Source organism: Streptomyces sp. NPDC058663 (assembly GCF_042716745.1).
Lineage (GTDB): Bacteria > Actinomycetota > Actinomycetes > Streptomycetales > Streptomycetaceae > Streptomyces.
The window spans coordinates 202,253-221,143 of record NZ_JBHXRV010000003.1; the positions used below are offsets into that span (position 1 = coordinate 202,253).

Annotated in this window: 14 protein-coding genes; 11 read left to right on the top strand and 3 right to left on the bottom strand. The window is 73.2% G+C overall.

Annotated features, from left to right (window positions below; translation table 11 throughout):
* The first annotated feature begins 146 nt into the window (after positions 1 to 146).
* The 5 genes from ACFWVV_RS03770 to ACFWVV_RS03790 all read left to right on the top strand — a co-directional run bounded on the left by ACFWVV_RS03770 (position 147) and on the right by ACFWVV_RS03790 (position 5,135).
* Positions 147 to 1,298 carry an ABC transporter ATP-binding protein gene (locus ACFWVV_RS03770; RefSeq protein ID WP_384344613.1) on the top strand — a complete coding sequence of 384 codons (1,152 nt, stop codon included), beginning with the start codon at positions 147 to 149 and terminating at the stop codon, positions 1,296 to 1,298.
* Positions 1,295 to 2,212 carry an ABC transporter permease gene (locus ACFWVV_RS03775; RefSeq protein ID WP_384344616.1) on the top strand — a complete coding sequence of 306 codons (918 nt, stop codon included), beginning with the start codon at positions 1,295 to 1,297 and terminating at the stop codon, positions 2,210 to 2,212. Before ACFWVV_RS03770 ends, ACFWVV_RS03775 begins: the two co-directional genes overlap by 4 nt.
* On the top strand, positions 2,212 to 3,015 hold the full coding sequence (locus ACFWVV_RS03780) for an ABC transporter permease (RefSeq protein ID WP_384344619.1): 804 nt from the start codon (positions 2,212 to 2,214) through the stop codon (positions 3,013 to 3,015). Before ACFWVV_RS03775 ends, ACFWVV_RS03780 begins: the two co-directional genes overlap by 1 nt.
* Positions 3,016 to 3,036: 21 nt before the next feature.
* Positions 3,037 to 4,455 carry an NAD(P)/FAD-dependent oxidoreductase gene (locus tag ACFWVV_RS03785; protein ID WP_384344622.1) on the top strand — a complete coding sequence of 473 codons (1,419 nt, stop codon included), beginning with the start codon at positions 3,037 to 3,039 and terminating at the stop codon, positions 4,453 to 4,455.
* Between the two features lie 224 nt (positions 4,456 to 4,679).
* On the top strand, positions 4,680 to 5,135 hold the full coding sequence (locus ACFWVV_RS03790; RefSeq protein ID WP_384344625.1) for a hypothetical protein: 456 nt from the start codon (positions 4,680 to 4,682) through the stop codon (positions 5,133 to 5,135).
* Here the strand turns inward: ACFWVV_RS03790 and ACFWVV_RS03795 are convergent.
* Together ACFWVV_RS03795 and gabT are read right to left on the bottom strand one after the other, a co-directional pair.
* Complete coding sequence (locus tag ACFWVV_RS03795) at positions 5,068 to 5,958, bottom strand: phosphatase PAP2 family protein (RefSeq protein ID WP_384344669.1); 891 nt, start codon at positions 5,956 to 5,958, stop codon at positions 5,068 to 5,070. The genes ACFWVV_RS03790 and ACFWVV_RS03795 overlap by 68 nt on opposite strands.
* A gap of 116 nt (positions 5,959 to 6,074) precedes the next feature.
* The gene (gabT, locus tag ACFWVV_RS03800) at positions 6,075 to 7,418 is read right to left on the bottom strand and encodes a 4-aminobutyrate--2-oxoglutarate transaminase (protein WP_384344628.1); all 1,344 of its coding nucleotides are present in this window, start codon (positions 7,416 to 7,418) and stop codon (positions 6,075 to 6,077) included.
* 256 nt (positions 7,419 to 7,674) lie between these two features.
* Between gabT and ACFWVV_RS03805 the strand changes: the two genes are divergently transcribed.
* The 4 genes from ACFWVV_RS03805 (at position 7,675) to ACFWVV_RS03820 (ending at position 15,230) form a co-directional block, all read left to right on the top strand.
* Positions 7,675 to 10,041 carry an ATP/GTP-binding protein gene (locus ACFWVV_RS03805; protein ID WP_384344631.1) on the top strand — a complete coding sequence of 789 codons (2,367 nt, stop codon included), beginning with the start codon at positions 7,675 to 7,677 and terminating at the stop codon, positions 10,039 to 10,041.
* 129 nt (positions 10,042 to 10,170) lie between these two features.
* Positions 10,171 to 11,757, top strand: a complete 1,587-nt coding sequence (locus ACFWVV_RS03810) for a PucR family transcriptional regulator (RefSeq protein WP_384344634.1) — start codon at positions 10,171 to 10,173, stop codon at positions 11,755 to 11,757.
* 609 nt (positions 11,758 to 12,366) lie between these two features.
* On the top strand, positions 12,367 to 13,812 hold the full coding sequence (locus ACFWVV_RS03815) for an aldehyde dehydrogenase family protein (protein ID WP_384344636.1): 1,446 nt from the start codon (positions 12,367 to 12,369) through the stop codon (positions 13,810 to 13,812).
* 137 nt (positions 13,813 to 13,949) lie between these two features.
* Positions 13,950 to 15,230 (top strand): ROK family protein, encoded by a 1,281-nt coding sequence (locus ACFWVV_RS03820; protein WP_384344639.1) that lies wholly within the window; start codon positions 13,950 to 13,952, stop codon positions 15,228 to 15,230.
* 266 nt (positions 15,231 to 15,496) lie between these two features.
* Here ACFWVV_RS03820 and xylA read toward each other — a convergent pair whose 3' ends face one another.
* Entirely contained in the window at positions 15,497 to 16,666 is a 1,170-nt protein-coding gene (xylA, locus tag ACFWVV_RS03825) for a xylose isomerase (protein WP_384358794.1), read from the bottom strand.
* A gap of 289 nt (positions 16,667 to 16,955) precedes the next feature.
* On the opposite strand from xylA, the gene xylB reads away from it, so the two are divergent.
* Both xylB and ACFWVV_RS03835 read left to right on the top strand, forming a co-directional pair.
* Positions 16,956 to 18,455, top strand: a complete 1,500-nt coding sequence (gene xylB, locus ACFWVV_RS03830) for a xylulokinase (RefSeq protein ID WP_384358792.1) — start codon at positions 16,956 to 16,958, stop codon at positions 18,453 to 18,455.
* A gap of 158 nt (positions 18,456 to 18,613) precedes the next feature.
* Positions 18,614 to 18,820: a hypothetical protein gene (locus tag ACFWVV_RS03835; protein ID WP_384358790.1), complete on the top strand. Its 207-nt coding sequence runs from the start codon at positions 18,614 to 18,616 to the stop codon at positions 18,818 to 18,820.
* The last annotated feature ends 71 nt before the right edge of the window (positions 18,821 to 18,891 follow it).

Genomic DNA, 18,891 nt, shown 5'->3' on the forward strand with positions numbered 1-18,891 from the left:
CCGCCCGAGGCGCCCGCGGCCGGGCCACGCACGTGCCGCTGCCCGCCCGGCCCCGCCCGAGCCACGCGCGCACGCACGCGCGTGGCCCAGGGCACACCCCCCACGCACCCCCTGCCGTACCCCGACTCCCCCTGGGAACGCAACCCATGACTCAGAAGACCGAAGGCGGCGACGTCCGCCTCGCCGGGATCAGCAAGACCTACGGCGCGTTCACGGCCGTGCACCCGCTCGACCTGACCGTCCCGCAGGGCTCCTTCTTCGCCCTGCTCGGCGCGTCGGGCTGCGGCAAGACGACGACGCTGCGCATGATCGCCGGCCTGGAGGAGCCCTCCACCGGCACCGTCTCGCTCGGCACCACCGACGTCACCCACCTCCCGCCGTACAAGCGCCCGGTCAACACCGTCTTCCAGAGCTACGCGCTCTTCCCTCATCTCGACATCAGCGAGAACGTCGCCTTCGGGCTGCGCCGCCGCGGCATCAAGTCGGTGAAGAAGCAGGTCGACGACATGCTGGAACTGGTCCAGCTGGGCCAGTTCGCGGGGCGCAAGCCGCACCAGCTCTCCGGCGGCCAGCAGCAGCGCGTCGCCGTCGCCCGCGCACTGATCAACCACCCGCAGGTGCTCCTCCTCGACGAACCGCTGGGTGCGCTCGACCTCAAGCTGCGCCGGCAGATGCAGCTGGAGCTCAAGCGCATCCAGACCGAGGTCGGCATCACCTTCGTGCACGTCACCCACGACCAGGAGGAGGCCATGACGATGGCGGACCAGGTCGCGGTGATGAACGGCGGCCGGGTCGAACAGCTCGGCGCGCCCGCCGACCTCTACGAGAACCCGCGCACCACCTTCGTCGCGAACTTCCTCGGCACCTCCAACCTCATCGAGGCCGAGGTCGCCTCCACCACCGCCGACGTCGTCACCGTCACCTGCGGCGGCGCGAAGCTCAAGCTGCCCGGCGCCCGATGTCAGGCCCCGACCGCGACCGGCGGCAAACTCCTGGTGGGCGTACGCCCCGAGAAGGTGTCGATCGCGCACGCCGACGACGCCGCCTCGGTCCCCGACGGCCGCAACCGGATCACCGGGCGCATCCTCGCCTCCAGCTTCATCGGCGTCTCCACCCAGTTCGTCGTACAGAGCCCGTCCTGCGCCGACTTCGAGGTGTACGTCCAGAACATCGAGCGGGACGCCCGGCTCACCACCGGCACCGAGGTCGTCCTGCACTGGAACCCGGAGCACACCTTCGGGCTCGACGCGGACCAGGCCATCGACGCGGGCGTGCAGTCGGTGGAGGACGCCTCGTGACCGTCACCGAAGCCCCGCCCGTGAAAGAGCCCCCGGTCCACAAGCCGTCGACCCGCAAGCGGCTGGTGCCGTACTGGCTGCTGCTGCCCGGCATCCTGTGGCTGCTCGTCTTCTTCGCCCTGCCGCTCGTCTACCAGGCATCGACCTCGGTCCAGCAGGGTTCGCTGGAAGCGGGATTCAAGGTCACCTGGCACTTCCGGACGTACCTGGACGCCTTCGGCGAGTACTGGCCGCAGTTCGTCAGGTCCCTGCTGTACGCAGGCACCGCGACGATCCTGTGCCTGCTGCTGGGCTACCCGCTGGCCTACCTCATCGCCTTCAAGGCGGGACGCTGGCGGAACCTGGTCCTGGTGCTGGTCATCGCACCCTTCTTCACCAGCTTCCTGATCCGCACGCTGGCCTGGAAGACGATCCTTGCCGACGGCGGCCCGGTGGTCGACGTCCTCAACACCCTGCACATCCTGGACCTCACCAACTTCCTCGGCTGGACCGAGGGCAGCAGGCTGCTCGCCACCCCGCTCGCGGTGGTCTGCGGACTGACGTACAACTTCCTGCCCTTCATGATCCTGCCGCTCTACACCTCCCTGGAGCGGATCGACGGCAGGCTGCACGAGGCGGCGGGCGACCTGTACGCGACCCCGGCGACGACGTTCCGGAAGGTGACCTTCCCGCTGTCCATGCCGGGTGTCGTCTCCGGCACCCTGCTGACGTTCATTCCGGCGGCCGGCGACTACGTCAACGCCGAACTGCTCGGCTCGACCGACACCAAGATGGTCGGCTCGGTCATCCAGTCGCAGTTCCTGCGGGTGCTCGACTATCCGACGGCCGCCGCGCTGTCCTTCATCCTCATGGCGATCGTGCTGGTCATGGTCACCGTCTACATGCGCAAGGCCGGGACGGAGGACCTCGTCTGATGGCGGCTCTCAAGTGGTTGCGACACAACATGGTCGTCATCGCGGGTCTGCTGACCCTCGCGTACATGATCCTGCCGAACATCGTCGTGATGGTGTTCTCGTTCAACAAGCCCAACGGGCGCTTCAACTACGCCTGGCAGCAGTTCTCGCTGGACGCCTGGAAGGACCCGTGCGGCGTCGCCGACCTGTGCGGCTCGCTCTCGCTGTCGCTCCAGCTCGGCTTCTGGGCGATGCTCGGGGCGACCGTGCTCGGCACGATGATCGCCTTCGCGCTGGTCCGCTACCGCTTCCGGGCGCGCGGCGCGATCAACTCGCTGATCTTCCTGCCGATGGCGATGCCCGAGGTCGTCATGGCCGCCTCGCTGCTGACGCTCTTCCTCAACATGGGCGCCCCGCTCGGCTTCTGGACCGTGCTCATCGCGCACATCATGTTCTGCCTCAGCTTCGTCGTCACGGCCGTGAAGGCGCGCGTGATGTCGATGGACCCGAGGCTGGAGGAGGCCGCCCGCGACCTCTACGCGGGCCCCCTCCAGACCTTCCTGCGGGTCACCCTGCCGATCGCCGCCCCCGGCATCGCGGCCGGTGCGCTGCTCGCCTTCTCGCTGTCGTTCGACGACTTCATCATCACGAACTTCAACGCGGGCTCGACCGTCACCTTCCCCATGTTCGTCTGGGGCTCGGCACAGCGGGGCACTCCCGTACAGATCAACGTCATCGGTACAGCGATGTTCGTCATCGCCGTGCTGATGGTCCTCGGCGGCCAGCTGTTCGCGAACCGCCGCAAGAGCGCAACGCCCAAGTAGTCCCCGAAGGAGTTGGAAACCATGGCCCCGGTTGCCATGCGTAGTGCCGCACAATCCCTTTCCGGCGCAAAGCCGCTGTCGTTCTGGCTGGACGACCCGGACCGCCCCGCCCCCGAGCCGTCCCTCACCGGGGACGAGCGCTGCGACCTGCTGGTGATCGGCGGCGGTTACAGCGGCCTGTGGACCGCTCTGATCGCCAAGGAACGCGACCCGCAGCGCGACGTGGTGCTCATCGAGGCGAGCGAGGTGGGCTGGGCCGCCTCCGGGCGCAACGGAGGCTTCTGCGCCGCCTCCCTCACCCACGGCCTGGGCAACGGCATCGCCCGCTGGCCCGGGGAGATCGGCAAGCTGGAGGAGCTCGGCGAGCGCAACCTCGACGCCATCGAGGAAACGGTCGCCAGGTACGGCATCGACTGCGCCTTCGAGCGCACCGGTGAGATCGACGTGGCCACCGAGCCGCACCAGCTCGAAGAGCTCCGTGAGATGTACGAGGAGGCCCGCAGGCTGGGTCTCACCGAGCACGTACGGCTGCTCGACGCCGAGGCCATGCGCGCCGAGGTCGACTCGCCGACCTTCCTGGGCGGCCTGTGGGACAAGCGCGGCGTGGCCATGCTCAACCCGGCCCGCCTCGCCTGGGGCCTCAAACAGGCCTGCCTCGACCTGGGCGTGCGGATCTACGAGAACACCAAGGGCACCCAGCTCGCCTCCGACGGCGACGGCACGGCCGTGCGCACCCCGTACGGCCGGATCTTCGCCCGCCGCGTGGCGCTGGGCACCAACGTCTTCCCCTCGCTGGTCAAGCGGCTGCGCCACTTCACCGTCCCGGTCTACGACTACGCCCTGATGACTGAGCCGCTCTCCGAGGAGCAGCTCGCCTCCGTCGGCTGGCAGAGCCGGGCGGGCCTCGGCGACAGCGCGAACCAGTTCCACTACTTCCGCATCTCCGCCGACAACCGCATCCTGTGGGGCGGCTACGACGCCGTCTACCACTACGGCGGCAAACTGAGCTCCGAACTCGACCACCGGCCCGAGACCTACCTCAAGCTGGCCGAGCACTTCTTCACCTGCTTCCCGCAGCTCGCGGGCCTGCGCTTCACCCACGCGTGGGGCGGCGCCATCGACACCTGCACCCGCTTCTCGGCCTTCTTCGGCACGGCGCACGCGGGCAAGGTCGCCTACGCGGCCGGCTACACCGGCCTCGGGGTGGGCGCCACCCGCTTCGGCGCAGAGGTGATGCTCGACCTCCTGGACGGGAAGAAGACCGAGCGCACCGAGCTGGAGATGGTGCGCAGCAAGCCGCTCCCGTTCCCGCCCGAGCCGGTCGCCTGGGCGGGCATCGAGATCACCAAGCGGTCGATGGCCCGCGCCGACGACAACGGCGGCAGGCGCAACGTCTGGCTGAAGGCCATGGACAAGCTGGGCCTGGGCTTCGACAGCTGAAGTACGGCGCTGTGGGGCTTCGGCTGCCAGAACGCCTCTGAGCCGGACCGGCTCGCAGTGTCCGCGTGCGCCCCCGGGAGAGCCGGGGGCGCACCACCGCGGACCCGCCGCGCGCCGCCTCACCACCGATGAGTGGCGAAACCCGCGTCATGACCGGGCCCGGCCGCGCTCTCCCCTGTATACGCACTGTCCGTGCACAGGAGACGAGAAGGAGGCCGAGCGCGATGGCTGGCTCGGATGCGAAGACCGCGGTGGAGTGGCTGGTCTCGGTGGCCCCCGACCCCGACGCGTGCCGTTGGGAGTGGGAGCGCAACCCCCTGGGCGTCGCCCTGCTCCCGGCCGGGCGCCGCTGGGACGTACTGATCCTGCCGGGCGGGCTGGGCCGCCCTGCCCTCGACGTGCTGAGCAGGCTGGTCGACCGGCCGGGACCGGTCCTCACCGACGCCGGCGACACCCGCACGGGATTCTTCGTACCCGCAGGCACGGCCGCACGCTGGCTGGGCACGGGCGTGCGCGGCGCCGGTCACGGCACCTGGATCGTCGTCCCGCACCCGGGCCGCGCCGCCACCTGCGGGGTCCGCTGGCTGGTAGCCCCCGACGGCCACGGCACCCTCACCGACCCGGCTCTCCTGGAGCTCGCGATGCACGACGCGGCGGGCCGGAGGGCGGACCGGGGCTGAGCGAGCGCCGCCGGGCCGCACCGCCACCGAGCCGCCGCGCGGACACGTTGCCACCGAGCCACCACACGGGCGCGAGCAGCAGCACGGCCAGGCACCAGCTGCCGACGACGTCCAGCGGCCAGTGGTACCCCCGCAGGACCAGACCGGTTCCATTGGCCGCGCACAGGACGAACGCGCAGGCCACCGGCCACCGGCCGCGCCCGCACGCAGCCAGCAGCAGCGCAGCCCCGCAGTACGCGACAGCAGCCGTCGCCGCGTGCCCGGAAGGGAAGTAACCGCTCTCCGCGGGATCCAGCGGTGAAGGACGGCCGATCAGCGCCTTCAGGGGTACGACGACGGCCGGGACCAGACCCATCGCGAGCACGGCCGCCAGTGCGAGCAGCCGGCGCCCCCGCCACAGCGCGTACCCGGCCGACACGGCGAGCAGGGGCAGCGCGACCTGGAGGTTCCCCAGGTCCGCCAGGAACTCGGCGACCCCCGAGGGGCCCCGGTCCACGACGGCCCCGCTCAGCCGCTCGTCGGCGCGCAGCAGCGGGCCCCGGACCACGATCTGCCAGGTGATCAGCGCGAACAGCAGCGCGGCGGCGGCGAGGTGGAGCGGGAATGCCGACTGCCCCGGAGCAGGGGGGGTGGCTCCGGGGCAGTCGGCCGGACCGGAGGGACGGACGCCCCGGGGGGTGTGGGGCGGCACGCCGTCCGATCGGTGAGGAGATCCGGGGCCCGAGGCCCCGGGGGTGTGCGCGAAGGCACGACCTGGTCGCAGCCGGGAAAGCGACGCCCTGGTCCCGTCCGCGGTCACCCGCGGACGGGGTGTTTCTCTCATCTGCCAGGAACGGTACGACAGGAAGAAGGGGGCCGACAGCGGGTCTGCGATCCCGCCATCGGCCCCCCACACGTTCTTCACAGGGGCAGTCTGCCGCACTCCGCGCGGCGCCGCGCTCAGACTCCGGCGAACGCCGCCTCGATGATGTCCAGGCCCTCGTTCAGCAGGTCCTCGCCGATCACCAGCGGCGGCAGGAAGCGCAGCACGTTGCCGTAGGTGCCGCAGGTCAGGACCAGCAGGCCCTCCTGGTGGCAGGCCTTGGCGAGCGCGCCGGCGGCCGCGGCGTTCGGCGTCTTCGCGCCGTTCCCCGTACCGGACTCGACCAGCTCGATGGCGATCATGGCGCCGCGTCCGCGGATGTCGCCGATGATGTCGAACTTCTCCTGCATCGCGGCGAGGCGGCCCTTCATGACCTCCTCGATGCGCTTGGCCTTCCCGTTGAGGTCGAGCTCCTTCATCGTCTCGATCGCGCCGAGGGCCGCGGCGCAGGCCACCGGGTTTCCGCCGTAGGTGCCGCCGAGGCCGCCCGCGTGCGGGGCGTCCATGATCTCGGCGCGGCCCGTGACGGCCGCGAGCGGCAGACCGCCCGCGATGCCCTTGGCGGTGGTGATCAGGTCGGGGACGACGTTCTCGTCCTCACAGGCGAACCACTGGCCGGTGCGGCAGAAGCCGGACTGGATCTCGTCGGCCACGAAGACGATGCCGTTGTCCTTGGCGAACTGGCTGATCGCCGGCAGGAAGCCCTTGGCCGGCTCGATGAAGCCACCCTCGCCGAGCACCGGCTCGATGATGATCGCGGCGACGTTCTCCGCCCCGACCTGCTTGTTGATCATGTCGATGGCCTGGGCGGACGCCTCGGCGCCGGCGTTCTCCGCACCCGTCGGCCAGCGGTAGCCGTACGCGACGGGGACGCGGTAGACCTCGGGGGCGAACGGACCGAAGCCGTGCTTGTACGGCATGTTCTTGGCGGTCAGCGCCATCGTCAGGTTGGTGCGGCCGTGGTAGCCGTGGTCGAAGACGACGACGGCCTGACGCTTGGTGTACGCGCGGGCGATCTTCACCGCGTTCTCGACGGCCTCGGCGCCCGAGTTGAACAGCGCGGACTTCTTGGCGTGGTCGCCCGGGGTCAGCTCGGCCAGCTGCTCGCAGACCTCGACGTAACCCTCGTACGGCGTGACCATGAAACAGGTGTGGGTGAAGTCCTGGAGCTGCGCGGACGCGCGGCGCACCACGGCCTCGGCGGACGCGCCGACCGAGGTCACGGCGATGCCCGAGCCGAAGTCGATCAGCCGGTTGCCGTCGACGTCCTCGACGATGCCGCCGCCCGCGCGCGTGGTGAACACGGGAAGGACGGAACCGACCCCACCGGCCACCGTGGCCGTGCGGCGGGCCTGCAGCTCCTGCGACTTCGGGCCGGGAATGGCGGTGACGACGCGGCGCTCCTGCGGAACTGCGCTCATGAGGGGCTCCTCGGGGTGGGGTGGGGGCCCTGCACTTCTCGAATACAGGGTGAACCGGACGCTCTGGCTACTTCGCAGGCTAGGGGCGCGGCGGGTGCCCGGGCATGTTCCGTCTCGGAGAAGTACGCGCGGCGCCTTGTCCGGTACGGACATAGCGGGCCGCGCCCGCGAGGAGCGCCGAACCCGTGCGCACGGCGACTAGGTTGGGCTCCACAGAGAGGTCGCAGAGCTGGTTCGTGGGGACGAGGGGCAGCACATGAACACCGGTGACAGGCACGACGGCGCGCACACCACCCGTGCGGGTGCGGTGCCCAGGCCCGCCGGGCCGCCGCCCCCGGACCTGCCGCCCGCCCCGCCCGCGCCCCCGGCCGCCGCGCCGCTGTCCCGGGTCGAGGACTGGCTGAAGACGGACCGGCCGGCCGCCGAGCCCGGGTACTGGCGCTACGCCCACCGGCCGCGCCCCGAGCTTCCCGCGGAAGAGCTGGTGACCAACAGGTCGCTGGTGGCCGGCGCCGTCATCTCGGTACTCGCCGGACTGCTGATGTGGTCGATGTGGTGGAACAACTACATCCCGTACTGGCTGGTCCCCCTCAAGCTGGTGACCCCCGGCGACTGGTGGCGGATCGGGGCGAACGGCGGCCCCGTCACCCAGCAGGCCGCCGACGCCGTCGTCATCTACACCGGCGTCTTCGGGGCCGCCCTGGTGTACGGGTTCGGCAGGCTCGCCAACTGGCGGGAGATCTGGCGGCGCTTCGTGGTCAGCCGCAGGCAGCCGTTCCGGGCGCTGACCGCGGCCTCGCTCGCCTTCCTGGTGCAGGTGCTGGTCTGGACGAAGAACCTGCCCCTGCTCGACCCCGTCTTCACGGCGCTGCCCCGGTCCTGGATCGCTGGTGGCGACCGCTTCCTCGCCACGTTCGTCAGCTACACGGTGTACGCGCTCGTCGTCGTCGGCCTGCTCTGGCCGTTCGCCAGGCTCGGTGCCTGGGGCGCCGCGCTGCGCGCCCTCTTCCGCCGCCCGCCGGCCCCCGCACCGGCCGCCCCCGCGCACCCCGCCACCGACCCCGCCCGCTGGCCCGAGCTGCGGGCCCACGGTACGACCGAGGCCGCCGACCGGCTCACCGCCGAAGTGCGCGGCGGTCGCATGAACGACGTCGACCTGGTGCGGATCAGGACGGCGTGGCGCGCGGCCGGCCAGGACCCGGCCCGCCGCACGACCTTCGACGCCACCGTCCTGCGCGACGGCGCCGCGGCCTTCACCCACCCCTCCGGCGCCCGCGACCTGCCCCGCCGCACCGCCGTCCACGACCTGCTCACCTCCCAGGTGCGCATCGGCCGGTACACCGACGGCGACCCCAACCCCTACCAGCGCGGCGGCGCGGGCACCGCCCTCGATCCCGCCGTGCTCGGCACCTCCCTGCTCGCCGTCGGCCCGCCCGGGTCGGGCAAGACCCGGCGGCTGATCACCCCGGTCGCCGAGTCCCTCGCCCTCCAGGCGCTCGCCGGGCAGTGCAGCGTGATCACCGTCTGCGCGGCCGGCACCCCGCTCGCCGACGACGCGGCGTACGACGTCGTCGTCAGGCTGGGCGACCGCGGCTCGGTGCACGACCTCGACCTGTACGGCGGCACCGGCGACACCGAAGCCGCCTCCACCGTCCTCGCCGAGGGGCTGGTCGGCGATCTCGACGCGGTCGACACGGGGCGCGCCGCGACCGCCCTGGCCCAGCTCATCGGCCCCTTCCACGCGGTGCACGGCCGCTTCCCCGCCGTGTCCGAACTGTACGAACTGCTGCGCGCCGACCCGGCCGCGCTCCGGGCCCTGGAAGAGCGGCTCGAAGCCTCGGGGCCGCTGCCGATGCTGCGCGACCTCAGCGCCCGGATGCGGCAGCTGGGCACCGCCTCCGACCCCTGCCCGGCGCTCGCCGACCGGCTCGCCCTGCTCGACCGGCCGCTGTTCGCCGACTTCTTCGACACCGGCACCGACGCCCGCCCGTTCTCCGTGCGCGCCCTCCAGCACCACCCCATGCGGGTCCGCGTCGACCTGCCCGAGCCGGGGCACGCGGAGGCCTCCCGGCTGCTGGCCCGGCTGATCCTGGCCCAGTTCCTGGGCGCGATGACCGCGCGGGCCGACCGCTCCCTGTTCGCAGCCCTGGTGCTCGACGACGCGACGGCGACGCTGACCGCCGAGACGGTACGGGGCATCAGCAGGCTCCGCTCGGCCAACGCGGGCGTCGTGCTGGCGCTGCGCACCGTCGACGACGTACCCGAGGCGCTGCACATCCCGCTGCTCGGCGCGGTCGGCTGCCACATGGCGTTCTCCGGGGTCACCACCTGGGACGGCCGGCGCTTCACCGAGGCGTGGGGGACCGAGTGGGTGGAGACCACCGAGGTCGCCCAGCACACGGTCTTCGCCAACGAGCCGCTCACCCGGGCCCTGCACGCGCTGCGCAAGCTGGTCACCGGCAAGGACAGGGTCACCAGGGCGGTCACCGTCAAGAAGGTCGAGCGCGCCCGCTGGTCCGCGTCCGAACTGGCCCGCGGGGTGCCCGCAGGGCACGCGGTCCTGGCCCTGACGACGGTGCGCGGGGAGCACACGCCGCCGCTGCTGGTGGACCTGCGGGACTGAGCGGGCGGGCGGACGCGGGGGCGCCCCGGCTCGGCGGCGCGGGTTTTAGGTACGTAATGGCAGAATCGGAGGAGCCGTTCGTACGGGACGGCGCACCAGTCCGTCCTCTGCCGAAGGTCGCACCCCCTGATGCCGCCCACGCTCGCCTCCCTCGTCCACCACTCCGCGCTCAAGCTCGTCGTGCGCGCGGGGGAGGACCGGCTGGAGACACCGGTGCGCTGGGCCCACGTCAGCGAGCTCGCCGACCCCGTCCCCTACATGGAGGGCGGCGAACTCCTGCTCATCACCGCGATGAAGCTCGACGCCGAGGACCCGGAGGCGATGCGGCGGTACGTGCGCAGGCTGGCCGGGGCGGGAGTGGTGGGGCTCGGCTTCGCGGTGGGCGTCAGCTACGAGGAGATCCCCGAGGCTCTGCTCGCTGCGGCCAGGGAGGAGCACCTCCCGCTGCTGGAGGTGCCGCGGCGCACCCCCTTCCTGGCGATCTCCAAGGCGGTCTCGGCCGCCATCGCCGCCGACCAGTACCGGGCGGTCACCGCGGGCTTCGAGGCCCAGCGCGAACTGACCAAGGCGGCGCTGGCGGGACCGGCGGAGCTGGTCGCCAAGCTGGCCGCGCACGTGGACGGGTGGGCGGCCGTGTACGACGCCTCCGGTGCGGTGGTGGCCGCCGCACCCGACTGGGCGGGCCGGCGGGCCACCCGCCTCGCCGACGACGTGGAACGGCTCCGGCTGCGGCCCGCCCCGGCCAGCGCCGTGGTCGGCGGCACCGAGGACCGGGTCGAGCTCCAGTCGCTGGGCGCCGGGCGGCGGGCGCGCGGCGCCCTCGCGGTCGGCACCGCGGCACCGCTGGGCACCGCCGAGCGGTACGCGGTGCACTCCGCGATCGCCCTCCTCACCCTCACCACCGAGCGGACCCGTGCCCTGCAGGCCGCGGAGACCAGGCTCGGCGCCGCCGTGCTGCGGATGCTGCTGGCCGGCGAACCCGACCACGCGCGCGCGGTCGCCGGCGACCTGTACGGCGGCCTGCTGGACGCTCCCTTCCGGCTGCTCATCGCCGAGGCGGCGGGCGAGGGCACGGACGGCGCGGAGCCCCTCCAGGCACTGGTCGACGCCCTCGAATCGGCGGCGGCGCGGGTCAACGAGGCGATCCTCGTCGTCCCCGACGGCGGCCGGGTGGTGATACTGGCGGCCGACGGCGGCGCGGCGGCCGCCGCGTGCGCGGTGCACACGACGGCAGCGGTACGGGGCGGAGACAAGGCCCGCCCACTGGAGCCCGCCGAGCAGGGCGACCTGGTGGTGGGCCTGTCCGCACCGGCCGGGCCGATCGCGGCCGCCACCGCCTTCAAGCAGGCGGAACAGGCACTGTCGGTGGCCAGGCGGCGGGGCCGCACCCTCGTCGAGCACGAGGAACTCGCGACCGGCTCCGTCCTGCCGCTCCTCGCCGACGACGCGGTGCGGGCCTTCGCGGACGGCATGCTGCGGGCGCTGCGGGACCACGACGCGACGGGGCGCGGAGACCTCGTCGCCTCGCTGCGGGCCTGGCTCTCACGGCACGGCCAGTGGGACGCCGCGGCCGCCCAGCTGGGAGTGCACCGGCACACCCTGCGCTACCGGATGCGCCGGGTGGAGGAGATCCTCGGCCGCTCACTGGACGACCCGGACGTCCGGATGGAACTGTGGCTGGCCCTGAAGGCGACGTCGTCGAGCACGGGCGAGTAACGCCCCCGGCCCGCCGCCCGGTCCGGCACCCCGTACCCCCCCCCGGCTCCGCCCTGGCCCCCGGGCCGGCGCTCTGTACCCCCGGGTCCGCATTGGCCCCGGAGCCGGCAACCCGTCCGTCCGACACCTCACCCCCGGGTCCGTATGGGCCGGCGGTCGGGCGCCCCGTGCCTCGGGTCTGCATGGGCCGGCGGTCGGGCGCCCCGTGCTTCGGGTCTGCATGGGCCGGCGGTCGGGCGCCCCGTGCCTCGGGTCCGCATGGGCCGGCGGTCGGGCGCCCCGTGCCTCGGGTCCGCACGGGCCGCCGGTCGGGCACCCCGTACCCCGGGTCCGCACGGGCCGCCGGTCCGGCACCCCGTACCCCGGGTCCGCACGGGCCGCCGGTCGGGCGCCCTGCACCTCGGGTCCGCACGGGCCGCCGGCCCGGCACCCCGCACCCCCGGGTCCGCACCTGTCCCCGCACTCCCGCCCCCGCCCGCCCACCAATCCGGCACGGCGCCGTCGCGCAACACTCCACCCTGGACAAGCGACGCACCTCCTCCCCGCCCCTACGGTGGGACCGAAGACCCACTTCCACGCCACCCCCAACTCGGAAGGGCCGGAACCCCAATGACTTCCACCCACGCCTTCTGGCTCGCCGGCCGCCAGGCCACCGGCGACGACACCTTCGACGTCACCTCCCCGTGGGACGGCCGTCTCGTCGGCAAGGTCGGCATCCCGACCGACGCCCAGGTCGAAGAGGCCGTCGCCGCCGCGTACGCCGTACGCGACGAGTTCGCCGCGACCCCGGCCCACGTCCGCGCCGCCGCCCTGAACCACGTCGCCGACCGCCTCGCCGAGCGCACCGAGGAGATCGCCCAGGTCATCTCCGCCGAGAACGGCAAGCCCATCAAGTGGGCCCGCGGCGAGGTCGGCCGGGCGGTCTCCGTGTTCCGGTTCGCGGCCGAGGAAGCGCGCCGCTTCAACGGCGGAGAGGCCCAGCGCCTGGACACCGACGCCGGTGGTGTCGGCCGCCTCGCGCTCACGCGCCGCTTCAACCGCGGTGTCGTCCTGGGCATCGCCCCGTTCAACTTCCCGCTCAACCTCTGCGCCCACAAGGTCGCTCCCGCGATCGCCGTCGGCGCGCCGATCATCCTCAAGCCGGCCCCGGCCACCCCCCTCTCCGGTCTGATCCTCGGCGAGCTGCTGGCCGAGACCGAGCTGCCGGCCGGTTCCTGGTCCGTGCTCCCCGTCGCGAACGACAAGATGCCCGCCCTGGTCCAGGACGAGCGGCTGCCTGTCATCTCCTTCACCGGTTCCGACAAGGTCGGCTACGCGATCATGGACTCGGTGCCGCGCAAGCACTGCACCCTGGAGCTCGGCGGCAACGGCGCGGCCGTGGTCCTCCCCGACTTCGCCTCCGAGAAGGACCTGGACTGGGCCGCGACCCGCATCGCGACCTTCTCCAACTACCAGGGCGGCCAGTCCTGCATCTCCGTGCAGCGCGTCATCGCCGACGCCTCGGTCTACGACCGGCTCGTGCCGAAGATCGTCGCGGCCGTCGAGGCCCAGGTCACCGGTGACCCGTCCGACGCGTCCACCGACGTCGGCCCGCTGGTCAGCGAGGACGCCGCCAAGCGCGTCGAGTCCTGGGTCGACGAGGCAGTCAAGGGCGGCGCCCAGCTGCTGACCGGCGGCAAGCGGGACGGGGCCAGCTACGCCCCCACCGTCCTCGCCGACCTGCCCGCCGACGCGACCCTGTCCTGCGAGGAGGTCTTCGGACCGGTCCTCTCCGTGCAGAAGGTGGACGGGGAGAAGGAGGCCTTCGAGGCCGTCAACTCCTCCAAGTACGGGCTCCAGGCGGGTCTGTTCACGCACGACATCCAGGCGGCCTTCCGCGGCCACCGCGCCCTGGAGGTCGGCGGCGTGATCGTCGGCGACGTCCCCTCCTACCGTGCGGACCAGATGCCGTACGGCGGTGTGAAGCAGTCCGGCGTCGGCCGCGAGGGCGTCCGCTACGCCATGGACGACTACACGTACGAGCGGGTCATGGTCCTCACGGGCATCGACCTGTAAGCACGGGCCCGCGCTGTTGCGGTCCGGTGCCGCGCCGCACGACCGCGCCGCACGACCGCGCCGGTCCGGTCCGCGCCGGTCCGGTGCCGCACCGGACCCGGCTCTCCCAGGGGGAGGCCAGTAGGCTCGACGTCACCATGACGATCAGCTCACCGGCCTCCCCTCCGGCGTCCCCGGCCCCGCTCCCGCGTTCCCTGGGGGCCAAGGCCGACAAGGACACCGTGCGCCGGCACAACCTCAGCCTGGTGCTGCGCGCCGTGCACGACGAGGGCGAGATCACCCGGGCCCAGGTCGCCGCCCGCGTCGGACTCACCAGGGCGGCCGTCTCCTCACTGGTGGAACAGCTGCTGGAGGGCGGCTTCCTCGCCGAGTCCGGCAAGACCTTCAGCGGCCAGGCGGGCCGGCCGGGCACCGTACTGAAGACGGCCCGCACCGGCGCCGCCGGGCTCGGCATCGAGATCAACATCGACTACGTCACCGTGTGCGCCGTCGACCTCGCCGGCACCGACCGGGTCCGCCTCACCGAGCACCTGGACAACCGCGGCACCCCGCCCGCCGACGTCTTCCACCGGGCCGCCCGGATCGCCGTACGGGCGCTGGAGTCGGCGGCCGAGCAGCAACTCCGGGTGGTGGGCGTGCAGTTGGGCCTGCCGGGACTGGTCTCCGGCGGGACGGTCCGCCAGGCCCCCAACCTCGGCTGGACCCGCGTCGCCGCCGAAGGGCTCTTCGCCCAGGCCCTCGCCGCCCTCCTGCCGGGCCGCCCCGCCCTGCCCGTCAGCGCCGACAACGAGGCCAACCTCGCCGCCCTCGCCGAACTCTGGTGCGGCGGGCCCGGTGCCGCCCGCTCCTTCCTCTACCTCACCGGCGAGGTCGGTGTCGGCGGGGCGCTCGTCCTCGACGGCCGGCTCCTGCGCGGCGCGCACGGGTTCGCCGGCGAGATCGGCCACGTCGTGGCCCGCGCCGAAGGCCCCCCGTGCCGCTGCGGCGCACGCGGCTGCCTGGAGCAGTACGCGGGCCAGCTCGCCCTGCTCCGCAACGCCGGCCTGGACGAGAACGCCGGAGTACCGGGTGTCGCCGAGCTGGAGCGCAAGGCTGCCGCCGGGGACGAGGCCGCGCTCGGTGCCCTGCGCACGGCGGGCGAGAATCTCGGGCTCGTCCTGTCGGGCGCGGTCAACCTGCTCGACCCCGAGGCCGTCGTCCTCGGCGGCATCTACCGCGCGCTCGCCCCCTGGCTGGTCCCGGCCGTCGACGCCGTACTGGCGGAGCGGGTGGTGTCCGGCCTGTGGCCCGCCGGTTCGGGCCGGCTGCGCCCCGCGTCCCTCTCGGGCGACGCCGCGCGGGGAGCCGCGGCCCTGGTCGTACGCGAGGTACTCGCCGACCCGGCCGCGCACGCGGACCGCGCCGCCCCGCAGCCCTAGCAAGGGCAAGGGCGCGCCCGTCAGGGGCGCGGGGAACTGCGCGACCAGCCACGACGCACCCGCGGGTGCACCACCAGCCACGACGCATCCGCGGGTGCACCACCAGCCACGACGCATCCGCGGGTGCACCACCAGCCACGACGCACCCGCGGGTGCACCACCAGCCACGACGCACCCGCGGGTGCACCACCAGCCACGACGCACCCGCGGGTGCACCACCAGCCCGGACGCCCCCCCGGCGCACGCGCCCCCACCCCGGCGGAGCGCTACCGCACAGCGAGCAGGTGCTCCATCGCCAGCTGGTCCAGCCGCTCGAACGCCATCGACCGCTCCGCCGCCGCCGTCACGTCGAAGTCCTCGAACGCGCCCTTGTCGGCGAGCAGCCCCGCGAGGCCGTCCTCGGCGGTCGGCCGCGCCAGCTCGTCCAGCCGGGAGTCGAGCAGCGCCTGCCGGACCGCCGGGTCCGCGCGGAAGGCCGCGGCCCGCTCCTTGAGGATCAGGTAGTTGCGCATGCAGCCTGCTGCCGACTCCCACACCCCGTCGAAGCCGTCCGTGCGCACCGGCTTGAAGTCGAAGTGCCGCGGCCCCTCGTACCCGGCCGTCTCCAGCAGGTCCACCAGCCAGAACGCCTGACGGAGGTCGCCCGCGCCGAAGCGGAAGTCCTGGTCGTACTTGATGCCGGTCTGCCCGTTGAGGTCGATGTGGAAGAGCTTGCCCGCCCACAGGGCCTGCGCGATGCCGTGCGGGAAGTTCAGCCCGGCCATCTGCTCGTGTCCGGTCTCCGGGTTGACGCCGACCAGCTCGGGGCGCTCCAGGCGCTCGATGAAGGCCAGCGCGTGACCGATCGTCGGCAGCAGGATGTCGCCGCGCGGCTCGTTGGGCTTGGGCTCGATGGCGAAGCGCAGGTCGTACCCCTGCTCCGTGACGTAGTCGCCGAGCAGGTCGAAGGCCTCCTTCATGCGGTCCAGGGCGACCATGACGTCCTTGGCGCCGCCGGACTCGGCGCCCTCGCGGCCGCCCCAGGCGACGTACGTGCTCGCGCCGAGCTCGACGGCCAGATCGATGTTGCGGATCGTCTTGCGCAGGGCGAAGCGGCGCACGTCGCGGTCGTTCGCGGTGAAGCCGCCGTCCTTGAAGACCGGGTGGGTGAAGAGGTTGGTGGTGGCCATCGGGACCTTCATGCCGGTCTCCTCCAGCGCCTTGCGGAACCGCTTCACGAGCGTGTCGCGCTCGGCGTCGGTGGATCCGAAGGGAATCAGGTCGTCGTCGTGGAAAGTCACGCCGTGCGCCCCGAGGCCGGCGAGCCGGTGCACCGACTCGACCGGGTCGAGGGCGGGCCTCGTGGCATCCCCGAAGGGGTCGCGGCCCTGCCAGCCGACGGTCCACAGGCCGAAGGTGAACTTGTGCGCGGGCTCGGGGGAGTAGCGGTCCGTCATGGTGGGGCACCTCGTCGTCTCGGTCCTGGCGCGGTTCGCACTGCTGGTCAGCGGTATTTGTTTGCTGACATGGCAAATACTGCACGAAGGCGTGCCGACTTGGCCAGATGTGCGACGAACCCCCGCTGAACCGCATTTGTTCTGTGTACGATCAAACTCGCCCGACCGGCACCGGGACGGCACCCCCACCGGCCACCGGCACCCAGCACCCCGCACCGGCCACCGCCCCCGGCCACCGACCCCCGCACCCCACCCCGGCCACCGGCCCCGCGCAGGGAGAGTCCGTCCGATGTCTTCTTCTCCGCACACCCCCGTTTCGCGGCACACCCCCGTCGTCGTCGGCGTGGACAGCTCCACCCAGTCCACCAAGGCCGCCGTGGTCGACCCCAGGAGCGGCAGGATCCTGGGGCTCGGCCGCGCCCCGCACACCGTCACCGGCGACGCGGGCGCACGGGAGAGCGATCCCGAGCAGTGGTGGCGGGCGCTCGCCACCGCCGTCCCCGCCGCTCTCGCCCAGGCGGGGGTACGGCCCGAGGACGTCACCGGCATCGCCGTCGCCGGCCAGCAGCACGGCCTGGTCGCCCTCGGCGCCGACGGCCGCCCGCTGCGTCCCGCCGTCCTGTGGAACGACACCCGCTCCGCCCCGCAGGCCGCCGAGCTCCACCAGGAATACGGCGCGCCCTGGTGGCTGGAGCGCACAGGATCGGTGCCTGTCGCCTCACTCACCGCCACGACCTGGCAGTGGCTGCGCACCCACGAACCGCGCACCGTGGAGGCCGCCGCCGCCCTGCGCCTCCCGCACGACTACCTCACCGAACGGCTCTCCGGCGTCGCCGCCACCGACCCCGGCGACGCCTCGGGGACCGGCTGGTACTCGACTGCCACCGGCGCCTACGACCCCGAGATCCTGCAACTCCTCGGCATCGAAGCGACGCTGCTGCCGGAGGTCGCCCCCACCGGAGCCACCCGCGTCGGCTCCCTCACCCCCTCGGCTGCCGCCGCCCTCGGGCTGCCCGCCGGCATCGCCGTCGCCGCCGGGACCGGCGACAACATGGCCGCGGCCGTCGGTCTGGGGCTCGGCGGCGCGGGCCTGCTCGACCACCCCGTCCTCTCGCTCGGCACCTCGGGCACCGTCTTCGCCGCCACCCGCACCCGCCCCACCAGCCCCGGAGTCAACGGCTTCGCCGCCACCGACGGCACCCACCTCCCGCTCGGCTGCACCCTCAACTGCACCCTCGCCGTCGACAAGGTCGCCGACCTGCTGCGGCTGGACCGCGAGGACGCGGCGCCGGGTGGCCGGGCCGTCCTCCTGCCGTACCTGGACGGGGAACGCACCCCCGACCTGCCCCACGCCTCCGGCCTGCTCATCGGGCTGCGGCACACCAGTACGCCGCAGCAGCTCCTCGGCGCGGCCTACGAGGGCGCAGCCTTCACCGTGTTGCGCGCCCTGGACGAACTCCTCGCGGCGTGCGGCGAGGACCCGCACGCAACGGACGTCGCCTCCCGCCCCCTGCGCCTCATCGGCGGCGGTGCGCGGGGCCGCACCTGGGTGGAGACGGTGCGACGGCTGTCCGGCCGCCCCGTGACCCTGCCCGCCGCGACCGAACTGGTCGCCCTGGGGGCCGCCGCGCTCGCCGCGGGCGCGGTCGCCGGCGCCGACCCGGTCGCCGTCGCCACCTCGTGGGGTGCGGCCGACGCCAGGGAACTGCCCGCCGTGGCAAGGGACGTGGAGACCTGGGCCCGTATCGAGGACGTGCTCCAGCAGGCGTCCGCGACCTGGCGCGCGTAAGGCACTTCGTTCCGGCGCCGCGCGTAGGACAGCGCGTTCCGGCGCCGCGCGTAAGGCACCCCGTTCCGGCGCCGCGCGTAGGACACCCCGTTCCGGCGCCGCGAGAGACGGACCGCCCCGGCCCTCACCAGGCACACGGCCAATGCGAGGCTAGGGCCATGATCGCTCTCGTGCTGGTTGGAGTCCTGGCATGCGCCGTCGGCGGATGCGTGTGCGTGGTGTGGGCGGAGCGCGGCGGCCCCCGCTGGGTACGCGTGGTGGCCGCCCTCACCCTCGGCGCGGGCGAGCTGGTGCGCAGCTCCCGCAAGAGCGGCCGCGGCCCGAACTCGGGCCAGAGCGGTGGCGCCGACGCCTCCGACGGCTGAGCCGCGTCCGGCAAACGCACCGCGCGCGAAGGCTGGTAGCGATGGGCACAATGAGGTAGATACGAGTGGGT